This window comes from Paraliobacillus sediminis, assembly GCF_003426055.1.
Genome location: NZ_QJSI01000002.1, coordinates 88,629 through 114,550 on the forward strand (window position 1 = coordinate 88,629; position 25,922 = coordinate 114,550).

At 33.7% G+C, this 25,922-nt stretch carries 26 protein-coding genes and 6 tRNA genes; 27 read left to right on the forward strand and 5 right to left on the reverse strand.

Features of this window, described 5'->3' with window-relative positions; all coding sequences use genetic code 11:
- The first annotated feature begins 22 nt into the window (after positions 1-22).
- From rpoD to D2K60_RS06400, 6 genes are all read left to right on the forward strand, one after another.
- Complete coding sequence (gene rpoD / locus D2K60_RS06375) at positions 23-1,144, forward strand: RNA polymerase sigma factor RpoD (RefSeq protein WP_117169199.1); 1,122 nt, start codon at positions 23-25, stop codon at positions 1,142-1,144.
- Positions 1,145-1,262: 118 nt separating this feature from the next.
- Entirely contained in the window at positions 1,263-1,802 is a 540-nt protein-coding gene (locus tag D2K60_RS06380) for a hypothetical protein (RefSeq protein WP_117169200.1), read from the forward strand.
- A 33-nt stretch (positions 1,803-1,835) separates the two neighbouring features.
- Positions 1,836-2,558, forward strand: a complete 723-nt coding sequence (locus D2K60_RS06385) for a tRNA (adenine(22)-N(1))-methyltransferase (protein WP_117169201.1) — start codon at positions 1,836-1,838, stop codon at positions 2,556-2,558.
- Positions 2,533-3,339: a Nif3-like dinuclear metal center hexameric protein gene (locus tag D2K60_RS06390; RefSeq protein ID WP_117169202.1), complete on the forward strand. Its 807-nt coding sequence runs from the start codon at positions 2,533-2,535 to the stop codon at positions 3,337-3,339. Before D2K60_RS06385 ends, D2K60_RS06390 begins: the two co-directional genes overlap by 26 nt.
- Before the next feature lie 555 nt (positions 3,340-3,894).
- Complete coding sequence (locus D2K60_RS06395; RefSeq protein ID WP_117169203.1) at positions 3,895-5,211, forward strand: DEAD/DEAH box helicase; 1,317 nt, start codon at positions 3,895-3,897, stop codon at positions 5,209-5,211.
- A gap of 72 nt (positions 5,212-5,283) precedes the next feature.
- Positions 5,284-6,174 carry a deoxyribonuclease IV gene (locus D2K60_RS06400; RefSeq protein WP_117169204.1) on the forward strand — a complete coding sequence of 297 codons (891 nt, stop codon included), beginning with the start codon at positions 5,284-5,286 and terminating at the stop codon, positions 6,172-6,174.
- 38 nt (positions 6,175-6,212) lie between these two features.
- Here the strand turns inward: D2K60_RS06400 and D2K60_RS06405 are convergent, their stop codons facing one another.
- Entirely contained in the window at positions 6,213-6,500 is a 288-nt protein-coding gene (locus D2K60_RS06405; protein ID WP_117169205.1) for a DUF2624 domain-containing protein, read from the reverse strand.
- A gap of 177 nt (positions 6,501-6,677) precedes the next feature.
- Between D2K60_RS06405 and D2K60_RS06410 the strand changes: the two genes are divergently transcribed.
- Together D2K60_RS06410 and D2K60_RS06415 are read left to right on the forward strand one after the other, a co-directional pair.
- A complete protein-coding gene (locus tag D2K60_RS06410) occupies positions 6,678-7,376 on the forward strand; it encodes a transglycosylase SLT domain-containing protein (RefSeq protein ID WP_117169206.1) in 699 nt (232 codons plus the stop codon).
- An 86-nt stretch (positions 7,377-7,462) separates the two neighbouring features.
- Positions 7,463-7,906: a DUF4190 domain-containing protein gene (locus D2K60_RS06415; RefSeq protein ID WP_117169207.1), complete on the forward strand. Its 444-nt coding sequence runs from the start codon at positions 7,463-7,465 to the stop codon at positions 7,904-7,906.
- 357 nt (positions 7,907-8,263) lie between these two features.
- Here D2K60_RS06415 and D2K60_RS06425 read toward each other — a convergent pair whose 3' ends face one another.
- Entirely contained in the window at positions 8,264-8,614 is a 351-nt protein-coding gene (locus D2K60_RS06425; protein ID WP_117169209.1) for a hypothetical protein, read from the reverse strand.
- Between the two features lie 99 nt (positions 8,615-8,713).
- Here D2K60_RS06425 and D2K60_RS06430 point away from each other — a divergent pair, with 99 nt between their 5' ends.
- From D2K60_RS06430 to phoU, 16 genes are all read left to right on the forward strand, one after another.
- The gene (locus D2K60_RS06430; protein ID WP_117169210.1) at positions 8,714-9,340 is read left to right on the forward strand and encodes an NfeD family protein; all 627 of its coding nucleotides are present in this window, start codon (positions 8,714-8,716) and stop codon (positions 9,338-9,340) included.
- Positions 9,341-9,604: 264 nt separating this feature from the next.
- Positions 9,605-11,251: a Na/Pi cotransporter family protein gene (locus D2K60_RS06435; RefSeq protein ID WP_117169211.1), complete on the forward strand. Its 1,647-nt coding sequence runs from the start codon at positions 9,605-9,607 to the stop codon at positions 11,249-11,251.
- 250 nt (positions 11,252-11,501) lie between these two features.
- Positions 11,502-11,576: transfer RNA gene (locus D2K60_RS06440), tRNA-Asn, on the forward strand.
- A gap of 4 nt (positions 11,577-11,580) precedes the next feature.
- Positions 11,581-11,657: transfer RNA gene (locus D2K60_RS06445), tRNA-Met, on the forward strand.
- A 34-nt stretch (positions 11,658-11,691) separates the two neighbouring features.
- Positions 11,692-11,767 (forward strand) — tRNA-His (locus D2K60_RS06450).
- A gap of 7 nt (positions 11,768-11,774) precedes the next feature.
- A tRNA-Ile gene (locus D2K60_RS06455) sits at positions 11,775-11,851 on the forward strand.
- 25 nt (positions 11,852-11,876) lie between these two features.
- Positions 11,877-11,969 (forward strand) — tRNA-Ser (locus D2K60_RS06460).
- A gap of 22 nt (positions 11,970-11,991) precedes the next feature.
- Positions 11,992-12,064 (forward strand) — tRNA-Phe (locus tag D2K60_RS06465).
- Between the two features lie 355 nt (positions 12,065-12,419).
- Positions 12,420-13,031, forward strand: coding sequence for a superoxide dismutase (locus D2K60_RS06470; protein WP_117169212.1), 612 nt, complete (start codon positions 12,420-12,422; stop codon positions 13,029-13,031).
- Between the two features lie 177 nt (positions 13,032-13,208).
- Positions 13,209-14,483, forward strand: a complete 1,275-nt coding sequence (locus tag D2K60_RS06475) for an MFS transporter (protein ID WP_117169213.1) — start codon at positions 13,209-13,211, stop codon at positions 14,481-14,483.
- A gap of 52 nt (positions 14,484-14,535) precedes the next feature.
- The gene (locus D2K60_RS06480; RefSeq protein ID WP_117169214.1) at positions 14,536-16,644 is read left to right on the forward strand and encodes a peptidoglycan D,D-transpeptidase FtsI family protein; all 2,109 of its coding nucleotides are present in this window, start codon (positions 14,536-14,538) and stop codon (positions 16,642-16,644) included.
- Between the two features lie 183 nt (positions 16,645-16,827).
- Positions 16,828-17,835, forward strand: a complete 1,008-nt coding sequence (locus D2K60_RS06485) for a PstS family phosphate ABC transporter substrate-binding protein (protein WP_117169215.1) — start codon at positions 16,828-16,830, stop codon at positions 17,833-17,835.
- Between the two features lie 95 nt (positions 17,836-17,930).
- A complete protein-coding gene (gene pstC / locus D2K60_RS06490) occupies positions 17,931-18,884 on the forward strand; it encodes a phosphate ABC transporter permease subunit PstC (protein ID WP_117170340.1) in 954 nt (317 codons plus the stop codon).
- The gene (gene pstA, locus D2K60_RS06495) at positions 18,885-19,769 is read left to right on the forward strand and encodes a phosphate ABC transporter permease PstA (protein WP_117169216.1); all 885 of its coding nucleotides are present in this window, start codon (positions 18,885-18,887) and stop codon (positions 19,767-19,769) included.
- Positions 19,770-19,787: 18 nt separating this feature from the next.
- Positions 19,788-20,624 carry a phosphate ABC transporter ATP-binding protein PstB gene (gene pstB, locus D2K60_RS06500; protein ID WP_117169217.1) on the forward strand — a complete coding sequence of 279 codons (837 nt, stop codon included), beginning with the start codon at positions 19,788-19,790 and terminating at the stop codon, positions 20,622-20,624.
- A gap of 28 nt (positions 20,625-20,652) precedes the next feature.
- Entirely contained in the window at positions 20,653-21,312 is a 660-nt protein-coding gene (gene phoU / locus D2K60_RS06505; RefSeq protein ID WP_117169218.1) for a phosphate signaling complex protein PhoU, read from the forward strand.
- A gap of 43 nt (positions 21,313-21,355) precedes the next feature.
- On the opposite strand, the gene D2K60_RS06510 is transcribed toward phoU, so the two are convergent.
- Positions 21,356-21,820, reverse strand: coding sequence for an endolytic transglycosylase MltG (locus D2K60_RS06510; RefSeq protein ID WP_117169219.1), 465 nt, complete (start codon positions 21,818-21,820; stop codon positions 21,356-21,358).
- Positions 21,821-21,831: 11 nt separating this feature from the next.
- A complete protein-coding gene (locus D2K60_RS06515; RefSeq protein WP_117169220.1) occupies positions 21,832-22,185 on the reverse strand; it encodes a hypothetical protein in 354 nt (117 codons plus the stop codon).
- A 184-nt stretch (positions 22,186-22,369) separates the two neighbouring features.
- Here D2K60_RS06515 and rpmG point away from each other — a divergent pair, with 184 nt between their 5' ends.
- The 3 genes from rpmG to D2K60_RS06535 all read left to right on the forward strand — a co-directional run bounded on the left by rpmG (position 22,370) and on the right by D2K60_RS06535 (position 25,062).
- On the forward strand, positions 22,370-22,519 hold the full coding sequence (gene rpmG, locus D2K60_RS06520) for a 50S ribosomal protein L33 (RefSeq protein WP_117169221.1): 150 nt from the start codon (positions 22,370-22,372) through the stop codon (positions 22,517-22,519).
- Between the two features lie 92 nt (positions 22,520-22,611).
- Positions 22,612-23,139, forward strand: coding sequence for a 5-formyltetrahydrofolate cyclo-ligase (locus D2K60_RS06525; protein ID WP_240335269.1), 528 nt, complete (start codon positions 22,612-22,614; stop codon positions 23,137-23,139).
- 369 nt (positions 23,140-23,508) lie between these two features.
- Positions 23,509-25,062, forward strand: coding sequence for a rhomboid family intramembrane serine protease (locus tag D2K60_RS06535; RefSeq protein WP_162880724.1), 1,554 nt, complete (start codon positions 23,509-23,511; stop codon positions 25,060-25,062).
- Here the strand turns inward: D2K60_RS06535 and D2K60_RS06540 are convergent.
- Complete coding sequence (locus tag D2K60_RS06540) at positions 25,038-25,901, reverse strand: hypothetical protein (protein ID WP_117169224.1); 864 nt, start codon at positions 25,899-25,901, stop codon at positions 25,038-25,040. The two genes, D2K60_RS06535 and D2K60_RS06540, sit on opposite strands and share 25 nt — an antisense overlap.
- Between the last annotated feature and the right edge of the window lie 21 nt (positions 25,902-25,922).

A 25,922-nucleotide genomic window follows, 5' to 3' on the forward strand; every position in this document is an offset into this window, starting at 1 on the left:
TAGTTTGAAAGGAGGGGAACTCATGGCGAATAATAAGCCATCACGTTCAAAAGAAAACGAAAATGAAATGACACTCGAGCAAGTGAAGGAACAGCTATTAGAAATGGGAAAGAAGCGCGGTGTGTTAGCCTATGAAGAGGTTGCAGAGCGTTTAGCCAATTTCGAATTAGAGTCAGAACAAATGGACGAATATTATGAGTATCTAAGTGAACAAGGAATAGAAATAATTGGTGAATCTGAAGAAGATCCTAGTATGAAGGAAATTTCAAAAGTAGAAGAATTTGATTTAAATGATTTGAGTGTCCCTTTAGGTATTAAGATTAATGATCCAGTACGTATGTACTTAAAAGAAATTGGTCGTGTGGACTTATTGTCAGCTAAAGAAGAGATTGGTTTAGCTGAACGTATCGAAAAAGGTGAAGAGGAAGCCAAAAGAAGATTGGCAGAAGCCAACCTAAGATTAGTTGTTAGTATTGCTAAACGTTATGTAGGAAGAGGAATGCTATTTTTAGATCTTATTCAAGAAGGAAATATGGGTCTTATTAAAGCAGTTGAGAAATTTGATCATCGAAAGGGCTTCAAATTCAGTACTTATGCAACTTGGTGGATTCGTCAAGCAATTACAAGAGCAATTGCTGACCAAGCTAGAACAATTCGTATTCCAGTTCATATGGTTGAAACGATTAATAAACTTATTAGAGTACAGCGTCAACTTCTTCAAGATTTTGGACGTGAACCAACTCCGGAAGAAATAGGAGAAGAGATGGAATTGACTCCTGATAAAGTAAGGGAAATTCTTAAAATTGCTCAAGAGCCTGTTTCATTAGAAACCCCTATTGGTGAAGAAGACGACTCGCATTTAGGTGATTTTATAGAAGATCAGGAAGCAACATCACCATCTGATCATGCTGCTTATGAACTATTAAAAGAGCAACTTGAAGATGTATTAGATACATTAACAGATCGAGAAGAAAACGTACTTCGTTTACGTTTTGGACTTGATGATGGTCGTACACGCACGTTAGAAGAAGTTGGCAAGGTCTTCGGCGTTACAAGAGAGAGAATTAGACAAATTGAAGCTAAAGCTTTACGAAAACTGCGTCATCCTAGTCGGAGTAAACGATTAAAAGATTTTCTAGAATAAACACTTTGAAAAATACGCGCAGACGATGAGTTTTCCAATTTATGTTTTGAATATGTTGGAGGTTTCATTGGCTGCGTGTTTTTTTAGCTAGTATTGCTTTTTGTGAGGTGTCTGATAAATGACAGAAGAAGATCGTAAATTAATTATTATTAAAGAAATTAAACATTGGAAAGATTCTCATTTGCTACCAAGTCATTATTGTGACTTTTTATTAGCTCTTTATACAGAGGGTGAATCTGTAACTTTAACCGAAAAGCCTGTTTCTGATCAAATAAATTTGCTTAGTGTAGTTATCATGGCTTTAAATCTGTTTTTATTACCTATTACATTTTATATTTTATATTTTACTCATTTAAACTTCATGATGCAAGTTCTGTTCTCATTTTTTATATTAGCTGTTGCATTTGGTTTTTATGTCGTATCAAAGAATAAACTTAAATTATATATTGTTTATGCGTTAATTATTTTATTAAGTATCATTTTACTAATTTCCGTAACATTAATACATCAAAGCTTTGGTTCTATTTTATTAACCTCGCTTTTAGCAGGTCTACAATGTATTAGTTGGATTTTTATTGGCATCCGTAAAAAAAGTAAGTTTTTAGTTATATTAGGTAGTATTGGAATTGTAATGAGTACACTATTTTATATTTTTTAGATATCAGAATGAATTTTTGTGAGGTAATTATATATGAATGAAAAATTATTATCAAATCGTCTACATATGGTTGCAAGATATTTACCAGCGAAAGCTTATTTTGCTGACATAGGAAGTGATCATGCATATTTGCCATGCTATGTTTGTTCAATTGATCCTACGGCATTTGCAATTGCGGGTGAAATAAATGAGGGACCTTTTCAAAGTGCCAAAAATCAAGTGAAAGCTCTCAACTTAACTAGTCAAATTGAGGTTGTAAAAGGCAACGGTTTAGAGGTAATTGGAAACTATCCCGTTAGGCAAATTGTAATAGCTGGAATGGGTGGGGGCTTAATACGTTCAATATTAGACAGTGGAAAAGATAAATTATCTAAGATTGAACGCATTATTGCGCAACCCAATGTGGATGCTCACCTTGTACGCGAATGGTTTTCCACACATCACTTTCAATTAGTTTCAGAACAGATTGTTAAAGAAGATGGGCATATTTATGAAATACTAATTGCCGATAATGGTGATGGATTAATCGGTTATCAAGATCTTGGCAAAGAATTATTGTTTGGTCCACATCTATTGCGTGAAAAAAACGAAGCTTTTATTGAAAAGTGGGAATCTGAAAAAAACAAACGATTACGTGTAATTGAGCAGATGAAACAAGCTAGAAATATAAATTTTGAAAAAATAGCTTCTTTTAAACAAGAAGTAAAAGAAATCGAGGAGGTTATAGAAGGTGCAGGAGATAATACGTGTCCGTGACATTGTTGAAATTCTTGAGCAATGGGCGCCAAAAAAGTATGCCTATGATTGGGATAATGTCGGTTTACAAATAGGGTCATTGGAGAGTAAAGTCAATAAAGTATTACTTACATTGGATGTTTTAGAAAATGTTGTAGACGAGGCAATCGAAAATGAAGTTAATTTAATAATTGCACATCATCCACTATTATTTAAAGCTTTAAAACAAATCAACACAGATGACGCAGCAGGCCGAATTATCAATAAGTTGTTAAAACATGACATTACTGTTTATGCTGCTCATACGAACTTGGATGTTATTGATGGCGGTGTCAGTGATATGCTTTCAGATCGATTGGAAATTATAAATAGAGAGGTATTAGTGCCGTCAGAACATGGTAAAGCAATTGGGGCAGGGAGAGTTGGTGAATTAAAAGAAACAATATCTCTAAATGACTTTTGTCTAAGGGTTAAAGAAAAATTAGAGATTCCTACTCTTCGTGTTGTTGGAGAGTTAAATAAAAAGGTTAGAAAAATAGCCGTACTGGGTGGCAGCGGGGAAGATTTTATTAATCAAGCGAAGCAGATGGGCGCAGATGTATATGTAACTGGCGATATGACGTTTCATGAGGCACAAGATGCAATGGCAATGGGACTAGCTGTCGTTGATCCTGGACATCATGTAGAAAAGGTAATGATACAAGGTATAAAGACGTATTTAGAAATGAAAACAATTGAAAAATCCCTTGAACTTACTTTCATAGCATCTAGTCAGGATACAGAACCGTTTCAATTTTTATAACAAATAAAGCAGACTACTATTGAATAGTCTGCTTTATTTTTGTGGATTTACTTTTGATTTAAAATGTAACTGAAATTGTACTTGCACAGATTTCTACCATTAGACCTAGACCGTATATTGGCTAATCTTTAGCTACTGACAAGTTTAGCAATTGTTTATAATCTGCATTTCAAATTCCCTTCAAACTATCGATGGAAGTAAATGGTTGTGCCCACGGAAAAAGAGAGCCTTTACTGACGAATCGGGATGAGAAAGTTTTCGTTACTAATAAAGAAAATAACTACCGCTATCACAATAACCTCTTAGGACTATGCGAATATCATCTATTTTTGATCGGCTATGAATTGACCGACGCTTTATGATAAACTTGCATTGTTTTTAAAATAATGTTTCATACAATGTGTAATACTTATATTATAAAGAAGATAGAAAACAAAATAAAAAGATAGGTTTTTGGCAATGTAGGATATATAATGAAATGTAATGTGCATTTTCAGTATATCTAACTTATAATAGATGTACAAAACGATTAGGAAAAACGAGGAGTTAACTTATATGGAAAATCATCAATTTAAACAATACAACTTACAACCGTGGATTGACGGTGTCATTGACAATCTACAATTTAAAGAACCAACCCCAATTCAACAGAAAGTCATTCCAGCAGTATTACGTGGTGAAAGTGTAATTGGTCAATCACATACTGGGTCAGGAAAGACGCATGCATTTTTGTTGCCATTATGTAGTCGCTTAGATGTAAATAAACAAGAGGTGCAAATTGTTATCACTTCACCAACTAGAGAATTAGCAACACAGATTCACAATGAAGTAAAAAAAATTCTTGCTTTTTCAAATCAAGAAGATAAAATCAACGCAAAATTATTTATTGGTGGAACAGATAAAAAAAGAATGATTGAAAAGTTAAAAGGTCAGCAGCCACAAATTGTTGTTGGAACACCCGGAAGAATTTTAGATTTAATTGAAGAAGGTGCTTTAGATATATATACTGCACAAGGTTTTGTAATAGATGAGGCAGATTTAATGTTAGATTTAGGTTTAATTACAGAAATAGATAAGATGCTAGTACGAGCACAAGAATCAATTCAAGTATTAGTTTTTTCAGCTACGATTCCTGAACGATTACATCCTTTTTTAACTAAATATTTACACAATCCATCTTCTTTTCATATTAAAGATCATTTTGCCCCTGAAAAGATTGAACATCGGTTAGTGCCATTACGACATCGTGAGCCAGCTGACGTAATTTATCAAATATCAGAGGTGATTAATCCATATTTAGTTTTGATCTTCACTAATGGTAAAGAGGCGGCCAATAAGCTCTATAAACAATTACAAGAAAAAGGGATTAAAACAGGTTTGATCCATGGTGGTTTACAAGCCCGTGAAAGAAAGCGTGTATTAAAAGAAATTCAATCCTTGCGTTATCAATATATTGTAGCAACTGACTTGGCGGCAAGAGGGATTGACATTAAGGGTATTAGTCATGTTATTAATGCTCAAATGCCAAAAGAGGAAGAATTCTATATTCATCGTGTAGGTCGTACAGCTCGTGCTGGTATGGAAGGGACTGCGATTAATCTTTATGACGATTCGGACGTTAACCTTATTCAGAAGTTAACTAAACGTGGTCTATCTTTTACAACATTCGATATTGTAAAAGGCGAATGGAAAGAAATAAAAGCTTGGAATGAACGTTCACAAAGAAAACAGACAGGTACTACTACTGATCAAGAAGCTTGGAATCGTGTTCGTAAAACGAAAAAAGTAAAACCTGGATACAAAAAGAAAATGAGATATGAGCAACAAAAACTTAAAAAGAGAATTAATCAAAAACAAAATAAACGTTCATAAACCATCTTTCTAATGTGTCGGTTCGAACGTTCGTGTTATGATTAGGTTAGTTTTGAAGAAGAGGTGTTGGAATTGAAATTAGGCTCACACGTATCAATGAGTGGTAAAAAGATGTTATTAGGTTCTAGTGAAGAAGCTGCATCTTATGGTGCTAATACATTTATGATTTATACTGGAGCACCACAAAATACGCGAAGACGTCCAATTGAAGAGTTGAATATCGAAGCAGGGCGAGCACATATGAAAGAAAATGGTATTGAAGAAATTGTTGTGCACGCACCATATATAATTAATTTGGGAAATACTACGAAAAAAGAAACATTTGAACTAGGTGTTACGTTTATGCAAAGTGAGATTGAACGAACGCAAGCTATTGGGGCGAAACAAATTGTTTTACACCCAGGTGCACACGTTGGCGCAGGTGTGGATAGAGGAATCGAACGAATTATTGAGGGTTTAAATGAAGCATTATTAAAAGATCAGGAAGTTCAGGTTGCGTTAGAAACCATGGCCGGAAAAGGTTCTGAAATAGGTAGCAATTTCGAAGAGCTTGCGCGAATCATCGATGGTGTAGATCGAAATGAAAAATTATCTATTTGTTTAGATACATGTCACATTCACGATGCTGGTTATGATATAGTAAATGATTTTGATGGTGTATTAGACAAATTCGATCGAATTATTGGATTAGACCGCTTAAAAGTTATTCATGTAAATGATAGTAAAAATCCAATAGAGGCTCACAAAGATAGACATGAAAACATAGGTTTTGGTTATATAGGCTATGATGCTTTACGATATGTAATCCATCACCCTCAACTGAAACATTTACCGAAAATATTAGAAACACCGTATGTAGGTGAAGATAAGAAAAATAAAAAACCACCATATCAATTTGAAATTGCTATGTTAAAAGAAGCTGAATTTCAAGCAGATCTTAAAGAAAAAATCTTACAACAATAATGTAAAAACGCATTCATATTAGATGAATGCGTTTTTTGTTATTGATTAAACCAAGAATCCACGCCATATTGTTTTGTTATTTGATTAAATAATTGTTGCGCTTGTTGTGCTGTTTCAAGATCAGTTATTTGAGCAAGTTTTTTTAAGAGGACAACTCTATCTGACTTTTCTAGCGGATTTAAATCTGTTTTATGAAGAAATGCAACAATTTTTTCTGCTTGTGTATCCGTAACGTTTACTTGATATTGTTTTGCATAGCTAAGTAATTCTGTTTTAGTAATATTCCTTAACTTTTTTTCAATCATTTGCTTTACAAATGGTTGCATGTTTCATCACCTCTATTTTCGGGTATATTTAACCAATACGATATTATATGTCCTTCCAATGGATATGTGCCGAAATTTAGATTTAAAGCTTAATTAGTTGCAATATAAAACGGAGTAGGATAGCATAACATGCTGTAGTAGAAATTGGATTAACAGGAAAGGTGTGCTTAATAGTTAATGAAAGAGAATAAATGGATTTATCGAGGACTAATATCAGTAATCGCTATTATTTTTATCATCTCATTTAAAGAATATCAAACAAGAATCGACACATTGAAACTAGAAAAACAGGAATTAGAGCAGAAAAATAATCAATTAGAAGCTACAGCTTCATACAATGATAGTGAACCTGCTGACGTAGAAACAGCGAATTATCATAATTGGTCGGAATTGGAAAGCACGGCAGATAATTTTGTTGTAGATAGCGATGGTGAATTCAAAAAATCATGGGGCATATATTTGGCAAATGAAGCGAAAAAATATGAGATTGATCCTTATATCGTATACGAACTTTTAAAAGTAGAGACCGGAAATACATTTGATCCAAGTTTAGTTGGACCAGAAACAAAATATGGTCAAGCTTATGGAATGTCACAATTTATGAAAAACACAGCACCATGGATTGCGGATATGGCTGACTTACCTTATGATGAGGAACTTTTATTTGATCCATACTATTCCATGCAGTTATCTGTTGTATATTTAGACTTCTTGCACCACGAATATGACAATTGGGATGAAGCTTTAACGGCATATCATCGTGGGATGTCTGGAATGGAAACATATAAGGAATCGAATGGTACTGCAAAAAGTGACTATGCGGTCAAAATCCAAACGAAAGCTGAAGAACATAAAACAATTGTTCTTGCTAATTAATAATTTGGAAAAAGTTACAGTGTAATTAAAAGCCGAGTTATTGACAGACTAAAAAGGCACCTCATAAAAGAAAGCGAGGGTCTTAAATGGATCAATACACTCCGGATGAAAAAAAGGAACACATACAAGATGCACCTAAGTTTGGAACAGAGGCCGATACTGATACAATGGGTATCAATCAACAAGGTGCACAAGATACAGGTCAAGTTCATTCGTCTGACTTAATAAATCAGTCGAATGAGAGAGACGAAGAATTTGCAGCGGAATTAACTGCAAACGATTTTAATGAACCGATTGCATCAGAAAAGGTCAATGGAAAATCAGAAGTAGAGGCAAAAACCGGCTTTGGTTGGTTTGCAGTTGTTGCGTCTATACTCTCCTTTTTTCTAATGCCAATATTTTTAAGTGCAATAGGGATAATAGTAGGATTTGTAGCAAAAAGTCGTGGAGCAGATACGTTAGGAAATACTGCAATTATTGCAGGTGCACTTTCCATGATTATCACATTATTTATCGTTCCATTTTTTTAAACATTTAAAGGCTAAGAGGACATTGAATTGTCTTCCATCATAGATGGAAGCATTCTAATACCGCTTAGCCTTTTTTTTGCTAGTAAAAGAGTGTTTATTGCTTGTGTCTACATAGATAGCTTAATTAATTTCTGGTGTATTCCGGTTATTTTAGCTATTTCTATCTTCCATCGGTTAGGGATGTATCTTCTGATGCTTTTCAAAGCACTCTCCGCGTCAAAACTATATGAAATCACCAATGGTTCAATAAGAGAGCTACTAGCTTCTAGTAGCTCTCAAAGTCCATTCACTGTACAAGCTAAAATAGGAATATTTATTGTAGTTAAAATAAAATGTGTTCTTTATTTTGCAGTATAATTAATATATGTAATGAGGAAAAAGATAACTGCCATTTTCTTTTAATTCGTGCACATTTACTTTAGGGTTCAAAGCTTTAAAATCATTAATGTATTGTTCTAAATTCCAATCTAAAGATTGTTCATTAATTTGATCCATAATACTAATAAATGTATCTCCTGCAGTTATCTGGTAAGACACAACTTCAAATTTGAGTTGTTCTTTATTGACAATCACCTTCCTGGTTTTATCATTAGTAAGCGCTAACTCATCTGTGGTATAGTCAATTGGGGAACCAACTTTAAGATCCATAAAGATACTGAAGAGACACAGTATTATAAATGTATAAATCAGCCATTTTCTTAGTGTCATTTCTGGTATGCTCCTTTACTTTTCAAGTTAATTTATTAGATAGTTGAAACTAATGCTTTATTCAATCGTATACTAAATATAGTGAGGGGAAGTGTTACGATGTCAATTTTAGAACTTGATTGGGTAAGTCTAGTGATGGTAGGTTTAGGTACATTATTTTTAATGGGTGAATTGTTAATTAATATGCGAGGTTTCTTTGCATTATTAGGATTTGGATTTATAACTGTTTATTTTTTAACATACCTCGATCCAGGTATGTTTGTTATTATGTTAGTATTTTATTTTATTGGAATCTTACTGATAATAGTTGATGGTAAATTAATAAATGATGGAACACTTGCTACGATCGGAGCTCTTTGTATGATTCTATCTGTAGGCCTAAGTTCTCCCAATTGGACTGCTGGCTTATATGCTGTAATTGGTGTTTTAGTGGGTGGCTTTGGTTCTTTATTCTTTTTAAAAGTTTTTAAAGGTAGAAAGATGTGGAATAAATTAGCCTTACTGGACCAACTAACAGATGACAAAGGGTATAGTACAATGAATAAATCTTATAAGAAATTAATTGGTGAAGAAGGAATTACACTTACTGATATGCGGCCAGTTGGAACAGTGCGCATTAATGGAATAGATTATAGTGCTGTTACGAATGGACAATGGGTGAAAAAGGATACACAGATCGTAGTTACAAAAGTAGATGGTACAAGAATTTTAATTGTTCCCAAATAAAAATAATAAACCAATTATTGCTTTTTAAATTAGAAGCAATAATTTTTTTTGCACTGGAGAGGATAAGTAGTATAGCTTCTTTAAATTAAGTGAAATGCCCTAAAATTTACTTGTAAATCCTATATTTGTCGAATTATAGCTAGCTTTGTGTAAATTTAGTGTAAAGTTTACTTAAAAATCTTTACAATTGACAAGTTGTTCATTAATAATGGTAGAGGTGTTATTTTTATAAATAAAAAAAGATATGAAGGGATGAAAAGTCCAATGGAAATTGATGTGCAATCACTTGTCTTTCTATTTGTTGGTGGATTAGGTATCTTCTTATTAGGTATTAAATATATGGGGGATGGACTACAAAAAATAGCAGGCGAAAGATTAAAAGATATTCTTGATAAATTCACAAGTAATCCATTTATGGGGGTCCTAGCTGGTATAGTCGTAACCATCTTATTGCAAACTAGTACTGGAACAACCGTTTTAACAGTAGGATTAGTTAATGCTGGATTTATGACACTTAGACAATCTATTGGTGTTATTATGGGGGCAAACATCGGTACAACAGTTACTGCGTTTATAATAGGTATTAAAATAGAAGAGTACGCGCTGCCTATATTGGCAGTTGGTGCATTGATGATTTTCTTTCTTAAAAGTAAGAAGGCCGCAAATATTGGACAAGCCATTTTCGGTTTTGGTGCCTTATTTTACGGTTTAGATCTAATGGGGAATGGTTTAGAGCCGCTTCGGGATGTTCAAGCATTTCATGAATTGACCGTTGATATGTCTTCAAATCCTATATTAGGTGTAGTTGTTGGTACATTATTCACGGTAGTTGTTCAAAGTTCAAGTGCTACTATTGGTATTCTACAGAGCTTAATGGCCGAAGGAGCGATAGAGTTGCAGGCGGCATTACCTGTGTTATTCGGTGATAATATCGGTACAACAATTACTGCAATATTAGCATCAATTGGTGCAACTGTAGCAGCAAGACGTGCAGCATTAACACACGTTATCTTTAATATTATCGGAACTGTGCTTGTTCTATTAATTATTGGGCCATATACACAATTTATTGGTTATATACAAGAACAATTAACTTTAAATGCCGAAATGACAATCGCATTTGCACATGGTATATTTAACTTTTCTAATACATTTATTCAATTTCCGTTTATAGGTGGCCTTGCGTATTTGGTAACAAAAATAATACCTGGAGAAGATTCGGTGGTTAAATATCAACCGACACACCTAGATCCGATATTTATTCAACAATCACCTTCAGTTGCTCTTCAACAATCAAAAGAAGAAGTAATTCGTATGGGGCAATATGCACACAAAGGTTTGGAAGAAACAAGTCTGTTTTTAAATAACCACCAGACTAAACATGCTGAAGCAGCATTGCAAGTCGAAAATGCTCTAAATAAATTAGATCGAGAAATAACAGATTATTTAGTTCAGCTATCTAGTTCTTCTTTATCTGATTTCGAAAGTGCTAAACACTCAACCTTAATTGATTCTGTTCGAGATATTGAAAGAATGGGAGATCATTTTGAAAATATAGTCGAGTTAATTCAATATAAGATATCAAATAAAATTAGTTTTACTGCACAAGCACAAATCGATATCAATGAAATGTTTGATTTAACTGTTTTAACTGTGAAACAAGCAATTCAGGCATTAGATAAAGATGATCGAGAAATTGCATTACAAGTAGTACAACAAGAAAACCAAATTGATAAAATGGAAAGAACATTCCGTAAGAAACACATTATTAGATTAAATGAAGGGCTTTGTTCCGGTGCATCTGGTATTGTCTTTGTTGATATTTTAAGTAACTTAGAGCGTATTGGAGATCATTCATTGAACATTGTTGAAGAAGTATTAGGAGAAAAAAGTCCTGAAGCTGTACATTAAAGTGAAGGAGGGGGAAGACCCCTCTTTTTCAATTTTACATAGAGTTTGAAGGCTTACTTGAAAAAAGATAAAGTTTTTCTATGAAAAAGGCTTGAATGATTTAGAAGGACATGCTATATTAATTTTGTTGCGCAAATATTAATACATAAAAAGGTGTTGACAGTTTTTTTTATACATGTTATATTATATATCGTCGCTTGATTGAAATTAACTTTTTCAAAAGCGCATATCACAAACTTTTAATTATTATTCCACAGTAGCTCAGTGGTAGAGCTATCGGCTGTTAACCGATCGGTCGTAGGTTCGAGTCCTACCTGTGGAGCCATTATGGCGGTGTAGCTCAGCTGGCGAGAGCGTACGGTTCATACCCGTGAGGTCGGGGGTTCGATCCCCTCCGCCGCTACCAAATACAATACAATATTTTAAAATGTTTTACTATGGCGGTCGTGGCGAAGGGGTTAACGCACCGGATTGTGATTCCGGCATACGTGGGTTCAATTCCCATCGGTCGCCCCATAAGTAAGGACCCTTAGCTCAGTTGGTTAGAGCTATCGGCTCATAACCGATCGGTCGCAGGTTCGAATCCTGCAGGGTCCACCATCTTTTAAAAGAATAATTTGTTTACGGAGGATTACCCAAGTCTGGCTGAAGGGATTGGTCTTGAAAACCAACAGGGGCTTAATGGCTCGCGGGGGTTCGAATCCCTCATCCTCCTCCATTTTTTCTTTTCTACATAATAAGGCTCGGTAGCTCAGTCGGTAGAGCAACGGACTGAAAATCCGTGTGTCGGCGGTTCGATTCCGTCCCGAGCCATCCTTTAAAACAAGCATTTCTATGCTTGTTTTTTTTATGAATAAATACATAAAATTTTTATATAAAAATTTTATAAAATGACTCATAATAAATAGAAGAGAGAAAATAAAAGGCTAGAAAACCTTGATAATACAGACATTACAGGTAAAAATAGAAGTAATGATGAATAAAGAGGTTTAATAACAATGTAGAAGGTGTATAAATAAGTAGTAAGAATAAAAATGGTTTTATTGTAAATTCTATAAATAAAGCATAAAAGTTGCAAGAATGGAAGACCTTTGGTAACATTAATATATCAGAAAAACGAATATTCTGTGAACGTTTTTCTTACATACTATTATAGGAGGAATTATTTATGGCTAAATTTGAATTACCTGAATTACCTTATGCTTATGATGCATTAGAACCTCATATTGATAAGGAAACAATGAATATTCACCATACGAAGCACCACAATACGTATGTGACTAAACTAAACGCAGCACTAGAAGGACATGCGGATTTACAAGATAAATCAATAGACGTGCTTCTATCTGACTTAGATAACTTACCTGAATCTATCCAAACTGCTGTTCGAAACAACGGTGGCGGTCACTCAAACCACAGCTTGTTCTGGACATTACTTTCACCAAATGGTGGAGGAGAGCCAACTGGCGAATTAGCAACACAAATTAAAGATGCCTTTGGTAGTCTTGAAGCGTTTAAAGAAAAATTTGCAGCAGCTGCAACTGGTCGTTTTGGTTCAGGTTGGGCTTGGTTAATTGTTAAAAATGGTAAACTTGAAATTACTAGCACACCAAACCAAGATACACCAGTAATGGATGGTATATCTCCAATTCTAGGTTTAGATGTTTGGGAGCATGCTTATTATCTTAAATATCAAAACAAACGCCCTGATTATATTGCAGCATTCTGGAATGTTGTTAATTGGGATGAAGTTTCTAAATTATACGAAGCAACTAAATAATAGGTAAGTATTTAGTATAAAAAAACTGAGGGAATATCCTCAGTTTTTTTATTTGTTCTATATTATAGTATTTAACTAATGAAATACCTTACATAATTAATATAAACTATCTAAAACTGCATATCTCCTTGTCAATTGAAAACAATAAGATTTAGAACGAAACAAGGAGAACTGGATATGCAAAAGAAAACAAACATCTTATTAGGTGATATTGAGGTTAACCGAGATTTAAAGCTATTATTAATAATTGGCGGATTGTATGCTCTGGCTACATTCCTTTCCAATACATTTGTGAATATTTACTTATGGAAGCAATCAAATGATTACATAGCTATTGCACAGTATAATGCAGCAGTGTATATTTTGCAGCCAGTTACTTTTATCGTTGCCGGTAGATTAGCTAAAAGAGTAGATCGGGTTATCGTTTTACGGTTAGGAGTTACTGTTTTAGCTCTCTTCTTTATGACAGTTTTGCTAGTTAGTGAAAATGCTGCAACTTATAACATCTTATTGGGTGCCTTGTTAGGCGTTGGATATGGTTTCTATTGGTTAGCGTTTAACGTATTAACATTTGAAATTACGGAACCAGATACACGCGATTTTTTTAATGGGTTTTTGGGTTTAATGCAGTCGTTTGGTGGGATGATTGGTCCAATACTAGCTGGTTACATTATTTCAAATTTAAATAATTCACAAGGTTATACGATTATTTTCTCTATCTCTTTTTTCTTATTTATTTGTGCAGTAATTTGTAGTTTCTTTTTGAAAAGAAGGAAGGCTGCAGGGAAATTCGATTTTAGACGTATTTTATATGAAAGGAAAAACAATAAAAATTGGCGAAATATTCTATATGCGCATACGTTTCAAGGTTTAAGAGAAGGAATATTTGTGTTTGTAATATCAATTTGGGTATTCATTGCTACAGGAAGTGAGCTAGCTTTAGGTACATTTAATCTCATTTTTTCAGGTTGTTCTTTTGTTTGTTACTATGCGGCAACGCGATTAATTAAACCGCATATGCGAAAAAAGTCAATTCTAATTGGCGGGTTAGCACTATATTTTGCGATTTTTCTTATTATATTTAATTTGAACTATCCCATTCTCTTATTGTATGGTGCAATAATTGGTATTGCGTATCCATTATTTACAGTTCCTTATGCTTCTATGACATACGATGTAATTGGGCATGGATGGCAGGCAAAAGAAATGCGAATTGAGTATATTGTGGTTAGAGAGTTATTTTTAAATGTAGGTAGAGTGAGCTCGATTCTGCTATTTATAGTTAGTATCACGTTTTTCCCTGCCGATCAAATTATTCCTTATTTATTAGTGCTATTAGGCAGTGGACATATTGTTGTTTCTTTCTTTATACGAAAGGTATCGTTTCTTCCAACAGGGAAAAATCCTGCAACCCCATTAAAAGATGGTGTAATGAATAATGAAAATAGATAGATAACGTGTTATAATTACTCTAACTGAGTTCGTAATAAAGGGGGAGACATAAATGGGGAAAAAGAAAAAAAGGAAAATGCAACTTCCCTTTCGATTAAATATATTATTCATTTTTGTGTTTGCTTTATTTTCATTATTAATTTTGCAGTTAGGTGTCGTGCAAATTTTAAATGGTGAAGCTGCACAAGATCAAATAAATGAAACTGAAAATACACAAGCTTCAATTTCTGTGCCAAGGGGTCTAATGTATGATCGCTTTGGGAATTTAATTTTAGATAACGAATCAACACGTTCGATTACGTATACCCCACCTAAGAATGGTGACTCTGCTGCAGAACGTTTAGACCTTGCAGAGAAATTAGGTGAATATATTACAATGGAAGAAGAATTTGAAGAGTTAGACAAATTAATTCGAGAAAGAGATAAAAAAGAATATTGGTACATGCTCAATGCTAAAGAGGCAGGTGAGCGATTAACGGAAGAGGAATTAGGATTAGATACAAGTGAACAATATAAAATTACACTCGATAAAATTACAGCTGAAGATTACAACGAGTATGATTGGTCCGATCCAGTTTTATTAAATGTTGTTGCAATAAAAAAAGAATTAGATGCTGCTAGTGAATTTTCGCCACATATTGTTAAAAATGAAAATGTGACGGAAAAAGAGTATGCATTAGTTTCAGAGCATTTGTATGAGCTTACAGGGATTGATGCTTCGATTGATTGGAATCGTGTTTCGAAAGTTGATGATACATTTTCTACTTTTATTGGTGATATTACTTCAACAAATGAAGGCATACCAAGCGAAAATCAAGATTTCTATCTAACTCGTGGATACAGTCGTAATGATCGCGTTGGTAAGAGTGGGTTGGAACAAGAATATGAAAGTGTATTAACTGGACAAAAGGAAATAATAGAATATGTTACAAATAATAACGGTGTTATTGTAGGACAAAATACTGTTATCGATGGAAAGAGTGGCAGTGATCTCATTTTAACTGTAGATATTGAATTACAAAGTGAGTTAGATAAGATTGTTCAAGAAGAGCTAGAAAGCTACTATAATCAAAATCCGAGTGAAAATCGCTATATGGAGGATGCTTTGGTTGCTATGTTAGATCCGCAAACTGGAGATGTTCTTGCGTTATCTGGTGCACACCGCACGGAAGACAATGAATACGTAGATCATTCTTATCGGACGATTTATGATCAACATTTACCTGGTTCTACTATCAAAGGAGCAACTGTGTTAGCTGCTTTAGATTCAGGTGTAATGAGTCCTGGAGAGCAAATTTATGATCGGCCAATTAAAATTGCGAATGACCCTGAAAAAAGTTCTTGGAGTAATAATTTAGGTTATGTAGACGATATAGAAGCGTTAGAACAATCATCAAACGTTTATATGTTTAATGTAGCGATTAGATTAGCGAGTGCAAACTATCAATATGGTGAAAAACTATCAGGCTTTAATTGGGATTCGTTTCAGACATTACGAAATTATTATAATCAATTTGGTTTAGGTGTTGAAACAGGTATTGATTTACCATATGAATCAACTGGTGTAGTCGGAGATCCTGATAATGGGGGACTTCTTTTAGACCTTGCGATTGGCCAATATGATACGTATACAACACTGCAGTTGGCACAATATGTGTCAACTATTGCAAATGATGGCTATCGAGTAAGGCCGCATATTGTTAAAGAAGTAAGGGAATCGAATGCTTCAAAGGACACCTTAGGGCCTGTCATTGAAAGTTTTGACACTGACATACTCAACCGAGTCGTGATGGATGATGCTTATATTGCACGTGTGCAAGAAGGGTTTAAACGTGTCGTATCAGAAGGTACCGCATCAAGTCATTGGGGTAATAATGAATATAAGGTTGCCGCTAAGACAGGGACAGCTCAAAATGAATTCTATGCAGATGGTAATATACAATCTACTTATAACCTTTCATTAGTTGGTTATGCACCATATGATGAACCTGAGGTAGCTTTTGCAATAGTTATTCCAAAAACCGGAACTGGTAATGATCAAAATGGAATTCATCATGAAATTGGTAACCGGATCATTGAAAAATATTTTGAATTGAAAGAAGAACGCGATGAAGCAGGCGTAACTGAAAACTTAAATGAAGAAATAATAGAAGAAAATTAATCAAAGATGTGAGCGGAATTAACGCTCACGTCTTTTTTTTATTTTTGCTGACAAAATAAGAGCTTAATTTACACATTCTTAACATTCAATTAACGGTAAGTTCAAACTTATACGTTATGATTAATTTGTGGCTGAGATAGCCAAGCCTAAAACATATTATAAAACTGTAGGGGGAAACATTACATGAAGAATTTAAGATTAGTTGGATTAGCTTTACTATTAGTATTATCAATTGGTTTACTTGCTGCTTGTGGTTCAAGTGATGAGTCAGGTGCAGAAGAAACAGACGATTCGAATACAGAATCAACTGAAACAGAAGATACTGAAAGTGAATCTGCAGAATTAGAAGGTAGTGTTGTTGTTGATGGTTCTGGAACAGTTTATCCATTAATGGCTAGAATTGCAGAAGAATATATGTTAACAGAACAAGAAGGTGTATCTGTTGAAGTAGGTCGTTCAGGTACAAGTGCTGGATTTGAAAAGTTCTTAGTTGAAGATGGCACAGATTTCAATGATGCTTCTCGCCAAATTAAAGAGGAAGAATCAGCAACTGCTGAGGAGCTTGGTATAGAGGTTCAGGAACTAAAAGTTGCATTAGATGGTTTAACTTTCGTTACGCATCCAGATAATGATTGGGCTTCAGAAATGACAGAAGATGAACTGTTAAGCATCTTCCTTGCTGATGGTGGTGTAACAAACTGGTCTGACATAAATCCAGAATGGCCAGATGAAAAAATAAACACTTATGGACCGAACGAGAATCACGGTACGTATGAATTCTTTTATGAAAATATTCTTGAAGAGGCTGATCTTGTAAGTGATGTTAATCTTCAACAAGAGTATTCTACACTTGTAACATTAGTGGCTGAAGACGTTAACTCTATTGGATTCTTCGGATTTGGTTACTATGTAAACAATCAAGATAAATTACAAGCAGTAAGTGTTGATTTTGGTGATGGACCAGTTGAACCTTCACTTGAAACAATTGCTGAAGATGGGGATTATGCAAACTTTACACGTCCAGTCTTCACGTATTTAAACGTCAACAATGCAAAAGACAAAGCTCAAGTGTTAGATTATGGGATTTATTTAATGAATAATGTAAATACTTTTGCAGGTGAAACAGGATTTGCTCCTATCCCAGATGAAGAAGCACAAGAAAGTATTGATTTCTTAGAAGGACTTAAATAATTAAAATCTAAAAAAACTGCTAATAGAAGAGAGTATCAAATTACTCTCTTCTTATTAGTGGTATTAATAACATATTAAGAGGGGTGTTATGAGTGATGAATGACAGCAATTTAAACAAAGATAATGCTGTTCAAGTGAGAGAATTGATTAATAAAAAAAGGACTACAAGAAGTTTTTCTACTATTGTAGAAAAAGCAATTCCAATCTTACTATTCCTTATTGCAATGATTTCTTTACTAACAACTATTGGTATATTGTTCACGCTATTAACAGAGACAATACACTTTTTTTCTAGAGTATCGATTATTGAGTTCTTTACTGGTACGTTATTAAAACCATTAAGCCAAAATCCAGAGTTTGGTATCCTTCCATTAATTTCAGGTACTATTATTTCATCTGTTATTGCAATGCTTGTAGCAGGCCCGATTGGAATGATGACAGCAATTTATCTGAGTGAATATGCAACTGATCGTGTAAGAAAAACATTAAAACCACTTTTAGAGTTGCTTGCAGGTATTCCAACGATTGTTTATGGGTTCTTTGCATTTACATTTGTTACACCTCTATTAAGAGACTTCATCCCTGGTTTAGAAGCAACTAATGTGCTAAGCCCAGGTATTGTAATGGGAATTATGATTATTCCTATGATTGCATCTTTATCTGAAGATGCAATGAGTTCTGTCCCAAATGCAATGAGAGAAGGGGCACTAGCACTAGGAGCAACAAAGTTAGAAGTCACATTTCGTGTAATTGTACCAGCTGCTTTATCAGGTATTATTGCCTCTTTTGTTTTAGGTATTTCTCGAGCTATAGGAGAAACAATGATATTAACTATTGCCAGTGGAAGTTCCAAAAACTTTACGCTTGATGTAACGCAATCGATGCAAACAATGACAGCATATATTGTTGAAGTTTCTGGTGGAGATGCACCTGCTGGTTCAACTATCTACTATAGTTTATATGCAGTTGCGATGACACTATTTTGCTTTACACTACTAATGAATATTGTCGCAAGATATGTCTCTCGTAAGTTTAGGGAGGAATACTAAATGAAGCATTTAAGTACGAAGCAAGTTGAGAAAAAAATGAAATCTCGGCTCATTTTGAATAATATATTAAAAACAATTTTCTTATTATCTACGTTATTTGGACTTGTCGTTCTTGCTGTTTTAATTATTCGAGTATTAACACAAGGTCTATCTTATATCAATTTGGATTTTTTAACTGGTAAACTATCAACGAGTCCTGATAGAGCTGGTATTATGGGTGCTGTACTTGGTACCTTTTGGTTAATGGCTGTTGTTGTACCTGTAACAATGGTATTAGGTGTCAGTACCGCAATTTATAATGAATTATATGCGAGAAAAGGTCGATTACAGTCGGTAATTCAAACTAATATTTCAAACTTAGCGGGTGTACCTTCTATTGTATATGGGATATTAGGAATGACCATCTTTGTGCGAACTTTAGATTTTGGAAATATAGTTTTAGCAGGTGGGCTAACCATGTCATTGTTAGTATTACCTATTGTAATTGTATCAAGTCAAGAGGCAATTCGTGCTGTTCCAAACCATTTAAGTGAGGCTTCTTTTGGAATGGGTGCAACCAAGTGGCAAACAGTTAAAAATATTATTTTACCAGCTTCATTACCTGGAATATTGACGGGAACAATTTTGGCACTATCGCGTGCAATTGGCGAAACAGCGCCGCTTGTTGTTTTGGGGATACCTGCTTTATTGCTTCCATTCCCTGGAGGTATATTTGACAAGTTTACAGTACTTCCAATGCAAATTTATTATTGGACGCTAGATTCTTCATTGATGGAAGAGTATGCGTATTTAGCATCGGCTACAATTATTGTTTTATTGGTATTGTTATTTATCTTAAACTCTACGGCAATTATAATCAGAAACAAATTTCAGCAAAGATATTAAATATAAGGGGTGAATGAAATGAGTACTGCTACAGAATTGAATAAAAATAATCTAAAATTTGTCTCAAATAAAAATACGCCAGTAAAAACGAAAGAAGTTGCGAATATAGTATATGATACAAAAGATTTAAATTTATGGTATGGTGACACGCAAGCATTAAAAAGTATTGATTTGCCACTATATGAAAAAGAAGTTACTGCCATTATTGGACCATCAGGTTGTGGGAAATCAACCTATCTAAAAACGTTAAATAGAATGGTAGAGTTAGTTCCTAATGTCCGTACATCAGGAACAATTAAATATAGAGGTAAAAATATTCTAGATAAGTCATTTAAGGTGGAAGAATTAAGAACCAATGTTGGAATGGTCTTTCAAAAACCAAATCCATTTCCAAAGTCTATTTATGAGAATATTGCATATGGTCCGAAGATTCATGGCATTCGTAACAAAAAAGTCTTAGATGAAATTGTCGAGAGAAGCCTTCGTGGTGCTTACATTTGGGATGAAGTTAAAGATCGTTTAAAAGATAATGCTTATAGCTTATCAGGTGGACAGCAACAACGTATATGTATAGCGCGCTGTTTAGCGATTGAACCAGATGTTATCTTAATGGATGAGCCAACATCGGCATTAGATCCTAAATCAACATTAAAAGTAGAAGAATTAATTCAAGAGCTGAAAAAAAATTATTCTATCATTATAGTAACGCATAATATGCAGCAGGCAGCCCGTATATCAGATAAAACAGCCTTCCTATTAAATGGAGAATTAGTTGAATATACAGATACGGATACGTTGTTTTCTTTACCTAAAGATAAGCGAACAGAGGATTATATTACAGGAAGATTTGGTTAATATCTGAAAGGTATGGGGGAGGATTTTTATGGTTGCTAGAGAGCAATTCGAAATTGAATTAGATAAAATGAAGCAAAAGGTTATTGATTTGGCCCAAGGAGCAAAGGTACAATTGCAAGATGCTGTTCATGCGCTGTATCAATCAGATACAAGTCTAGCTGCAGAAGTTGTTGAAGCGGATAAACGATTAGATGCAATTGATTTAGATATTAACGAGACTGCGATATTATTAATTGCTCGTCAGCAACCAGTAGCTTCAGATTTAAGGAAGTTAATTGTTGCAATACGTATATCAACAGACTTAGAACGGATGGCAGATAACGCGAAAAATATAGCTCGTTCTACCAAACATTTAGGAGAGAATCATGGTTTAGAGATCCACGAATCATTAGCGGATATGCGTGATGTGGCTTTAAGAATGATTGATTTAGCCATTCATGCATATGAACAAGAAGATATTACGATAGCAAAAAATCTTTCTGAGATGGATGATTTAATTGATGGTATGTATGCTAATGTCTTACAGGAATTATTAGAAGAGACAGCTACAAACCCACAAAAGATTCAATTGATCATGCAAATGGCGTTTTGTGGCCGATTTATAGAAAGGTATGGAGATCACCTAACAAATATTGCAGAAAATATTATGTATCTTGTAAAAGGTGAGTCTTTAGACTTGAATGAATAAAAAACCAGTAGTGTTAAGACAACTGTCTAGACACTACTGGTTTTTAATTTTGATTCGCTATCGTATTTGCTATCTCTTCAGTGGACATATCGCTATTTAATTCAAATTGACCTATTTGTATGCTCGTACCATAATCATTATCAGTTATATATGCAATAAAAGCTTCTTGACTATCAATAATGTTTGCTGCGACTAAATAATTCGCAACTTCTGAAATTGTCATACCAGATTCAATTGATAAGTTATAAGTATCTGTATCTTCCTCTGTTTCTTTTTCAATCACTTCTTCTTGTTCATTCTCCATATCTATCGTGTCGTCTTCCTCCGTAATGGAAGTTGGATCTTCGTTCGTAACGAAATATCCTTGATTTTCTAATTTAGTAATCATTTCTTCTGTACTTAACTCTTTGCTTACAGTTTCTTTATCTTTTTCTAAAAAAAATGTAATACTTAATAAGATTGTAGCTGTTAGTAATCCGAATGTAAATACACGTATGAATGGTTTCATTATAAATGCCTCTATCCTTTAGTTGAGAATTGTCTAACAAGCGAATGGATGTCATACTCACTTAAATTAGTTGATCTTGCAATTTCAGCTGCAGAGTTTCCTGCTAAATGCATTTGCTGTACTCTCCGCATCAAAGGAGTTTGTGTTTGTTTCGGCTTTTGTAGATCAAGTCCGTCCATATCATCTGAAAGCAATTCTTCTTCTAAAATTTTAATTTTTTTCTTCATTTGATACGTCTCTTGTAAAGAAGATAAAGATGTCTGTTCTAATTGATCTTCCAAAAGTTTGAATTTATCGTTCATAAAAAATGAGATAATAAATAATACGATAGCAACGACAAGTAAACTAATAATTGTATATATCACTAAGTTCCCTCCTAATGTTCACTCTATTAGTTATAACACAATTGGTTCTTGAAAAAAAGTACTATAATTTTATTCGAAATCTATAAAGAACCTTGAATTATACGTTTATATTTGGTATTATAGATAAGTCTGAAAATGATATTAAATTTAAGAGTTGTTAGATGAATAGTTTGGAGGGATAATGATGCGCGTAAATATCACACTTGCTTGTACTGAATCAGGTGACCGTAATTATATTACTACAAAAAACAAACGTACAAACCCGGAACGTATAGAAATGAAGAAATATAGCCCGCGTTTGAAAAAACAAACGCTTCACCGCGAAACTAAATAGAAGTTACGTTCTAGCTCTTGCCTAATATTAGGTAAGAGCTTTTCATCTTTTTACTGGCAAAGGAGTGAACCAAACTGGAAACAAAAAAAGAGTTGCGCAATGAAATCAAACAAAAGTTAATGGGTTTATCTAGTAAGGAGAAGACGAGGATTGAGTTACAACTCTATCAAAATTTGTTTAGTAGTACATATTGGATGCAAGCGGAAGTAATTGGTGTAACAATTTCACAGGGAAACGAGTGGGAAACGAGACCAATAATAGAAGCTGGTAAGAAACAAGGCAAAAAGATTGTAGTGCCAAAATGTTTGCCGAATGAATCTAAATTATTATTTTATCACTTAGAATCGTTTGAGCAATTGGAGAAAGTATATTTTGGACTGTTAGAGCCGAATCCTGCTGTATCGATTCAGATTGAATCAAACAAAATAGATTTAATAATTGTTCCTGGATTACTCTTTGACCATTTGAATTATCGAATTGGTCATGGTGGTGGCTATTACGATCGATTTTTAGCTGAATATACTGGAAATACAATATCATTAGCGTGGAAGGAACAAATAATTGAAAGTATTTCTCCAGAGTCATTTGATGTGCCAGTTAATCGTATAATAACGAATTGATTTTCGCGGTTTTTCAAAAGATAAATCATATTTTTTTTATTTCGAGGTAAACTATTCTTGCTGAATATAATTAGGAAGGATGAAGTTATGAGATGAAAAAAATAATAATGATTTGTGCGATGCTATTCGGTGGAGTTATTTTATACAGAAAAAAATATAAAATAATAAATATGCTTTTAACTTTTACGGTTATTCGAAAAGTAATGATCGCTTTGAGTATGCGTATTCCAATTTTACGAAATCACTTGATGCCTAGTATATTTGGGAATGTAAAATAAATTATAGACGAAGGGGGCGTTTCTAATGCAGAAACGTCCCCTTCGTCTATAATTTAATGGTATGATAAAAAGGGAAGAAAGGGTGGTAGAGATGTTTCTAGAAGATACATTTTATCTTTATAAATTAACAGATTACTTCATTCATCAACATGGATTTGATATAGTCTTTATCGATAATAAACATACAGAAGTTTGGTTACAACGAAATAAAAGAAAACAAAATCATGTGATTCGTCTTACTAATCAAGAGTTTGATTGGAAGAATCAATTAAAAATAGATGTAGATCGAACCTCTCATAATGCTAAAAAACTTGCTAAATTATTTTTAGGTAGAAATATTGAAATACATAATGTCTATGTAGCAAAGCAAGCTCCAGTGGATGATTGGGAAATTTTAAAAGAAACAAAAAAGATAAATCAGGGCAAATTTTCAAACCTACACACCTATTATGTAGATGAAGAGAATAGGACAAAAGAAATAGAACTTTTATTCCAGAAAACGGCTGTTGATCCAATCGAACTTAACATACCGCGTAACGTATTAGAAATGGAGCGGATTACACAGTATCTAAAACTATCTATTCTTGGAGAATTTCAACAAATCCAAAACAAATCTACAAAGGTATTTCAATATGCGAAACCAATCTATACATATGTGCTGCTAGTTATTAATGTACTTATGTTTCTATTGTTAGAATTACAAGGCGGAAGCACCTCAACAGATACTTTAATGCGTTACGGTGCAAAGTATAATCCAGCAATATTGGATGGGGAATGGTGGCGAATTATCTCCTCTATGTTTTTACATATTGGTTTCTTACATCTCGTAATGAATATGCTTGCACTACATATTGTTGGTAGTTTAGTTGAACGGATTTATGGTGCAAAACGGTTTTTATTTATATACTTTAGTTCTGGAATTCTAGGTGGCATAACAAGTTTTGCTTTTAGTCCCCAATTAGCTGCAGGCGCATCTGGTGCTATTTTTGGTTTGTTTGGAGCATTATTATTTTTTGGAATACACCATCGTCGAATTTTCTTTCAAACAATGGGATGGAATATAATTGTTATTATTGCATTTAATATTGTATTTGGCTTTGTAGTACAACAAATCGATAATGGAGCTCATATTGGTGGTTTAATCGGTGGTCTTGTTGCATCGGGAATTGTATTCTTTCCAAAGAAAAAAAAGGTCCAACAGCAACTACTGGCCATTTTAGTCTATGTCGGAATACTCATAACGTTGCTTTTATATGGCGTATTTGATACATCTGCACATTATGATCCAACTCTAGAAACCCAAATCGCACAACAACTTATTATAGAAGAAAAATATGAAGAAGTAATACAAGTTACAACTAGTGTAATAAACAATAACCCGATCGATTATTTGGCTGAATTATTATTCCTAAGATCATACGCATATAGTAATTTAGATCAAACGAATAAGGCAATGGATGATTTATTGCATTTGATATCGATTGAACCAAATAAAATACCGGAAGCACATTATAATTTGGCTTTAATTTATATGAATAATAATGAAGCAAATAAGGCCAAAAAGTCACTAGAAAAAGCAATAGATTTAGATCCTACAAATAATTTATTCAGTGACTTGTATCAAGATTGGTTTTCAAATGAATAATTTTGAATAAGTTGTTGCATCTGGCCAGTGTGATCTTGAAATAAAATCCGTAAGTGTGTTCCCTCTTTATCTAAAAGTATTAGTGGAATAAAGCTTTTAGAAGAAGGACTAGACTCATTGAATGGAAGAATATAATTTGCGTATAATCCTTCCCACATTTGACCAATGACTTTTTTTGTTTGAGTTGCTGACAAATTAGGAAAGGCAGTGGTTTCATATTGATAAAGCATATTTAAAGGTATAGATAGATAGTCATCACTATTTAATTGAAAGTGATCAAGTAATTGTTGCCATTTATAATATAATTGTTGATTTGTTGCATGATTTAATGTTTCTTTCCATTCCGTTTGTAAATCGTTTGAAGGTACTTTAAATGCCTCTAAGGGTGTTTGGGGTGAATCAATTACATATAACTCATCATGTGACATAGCCTGAACACTTTTTATCTTATCTTCTGGATAATGTACTTCTGCATGATGAAAAGAGATCGCTTGATAATGACTGCTATCTTCTCCCGTTATTGTTGTTTGTAAATCTATCGTACGTTCTTGTTCCTTCCATTTACTTTTTATAGCTTTCAATTGACCATCAACATATAAAAGAGCAATATCTTGCCTTAGATAAGTTAATTCATCTAATTCGGATGAAGTATGCCAATCTATTGTATAGCTATCTTTTCCTTGTTCCATTAATAATTTTAGTTTTGTTGAAACACTGGAGAAAGTTCTTGAATCATCAATGGGAAAGTATTTTATAGTTGTTTCAGACAGATTATTGAAAAAAATCAATGAACTAAACAGTATTATTGAAATGAAGATAATAAAAATATACCGCCTCATACGTCCTCCAATCTAGTTAAC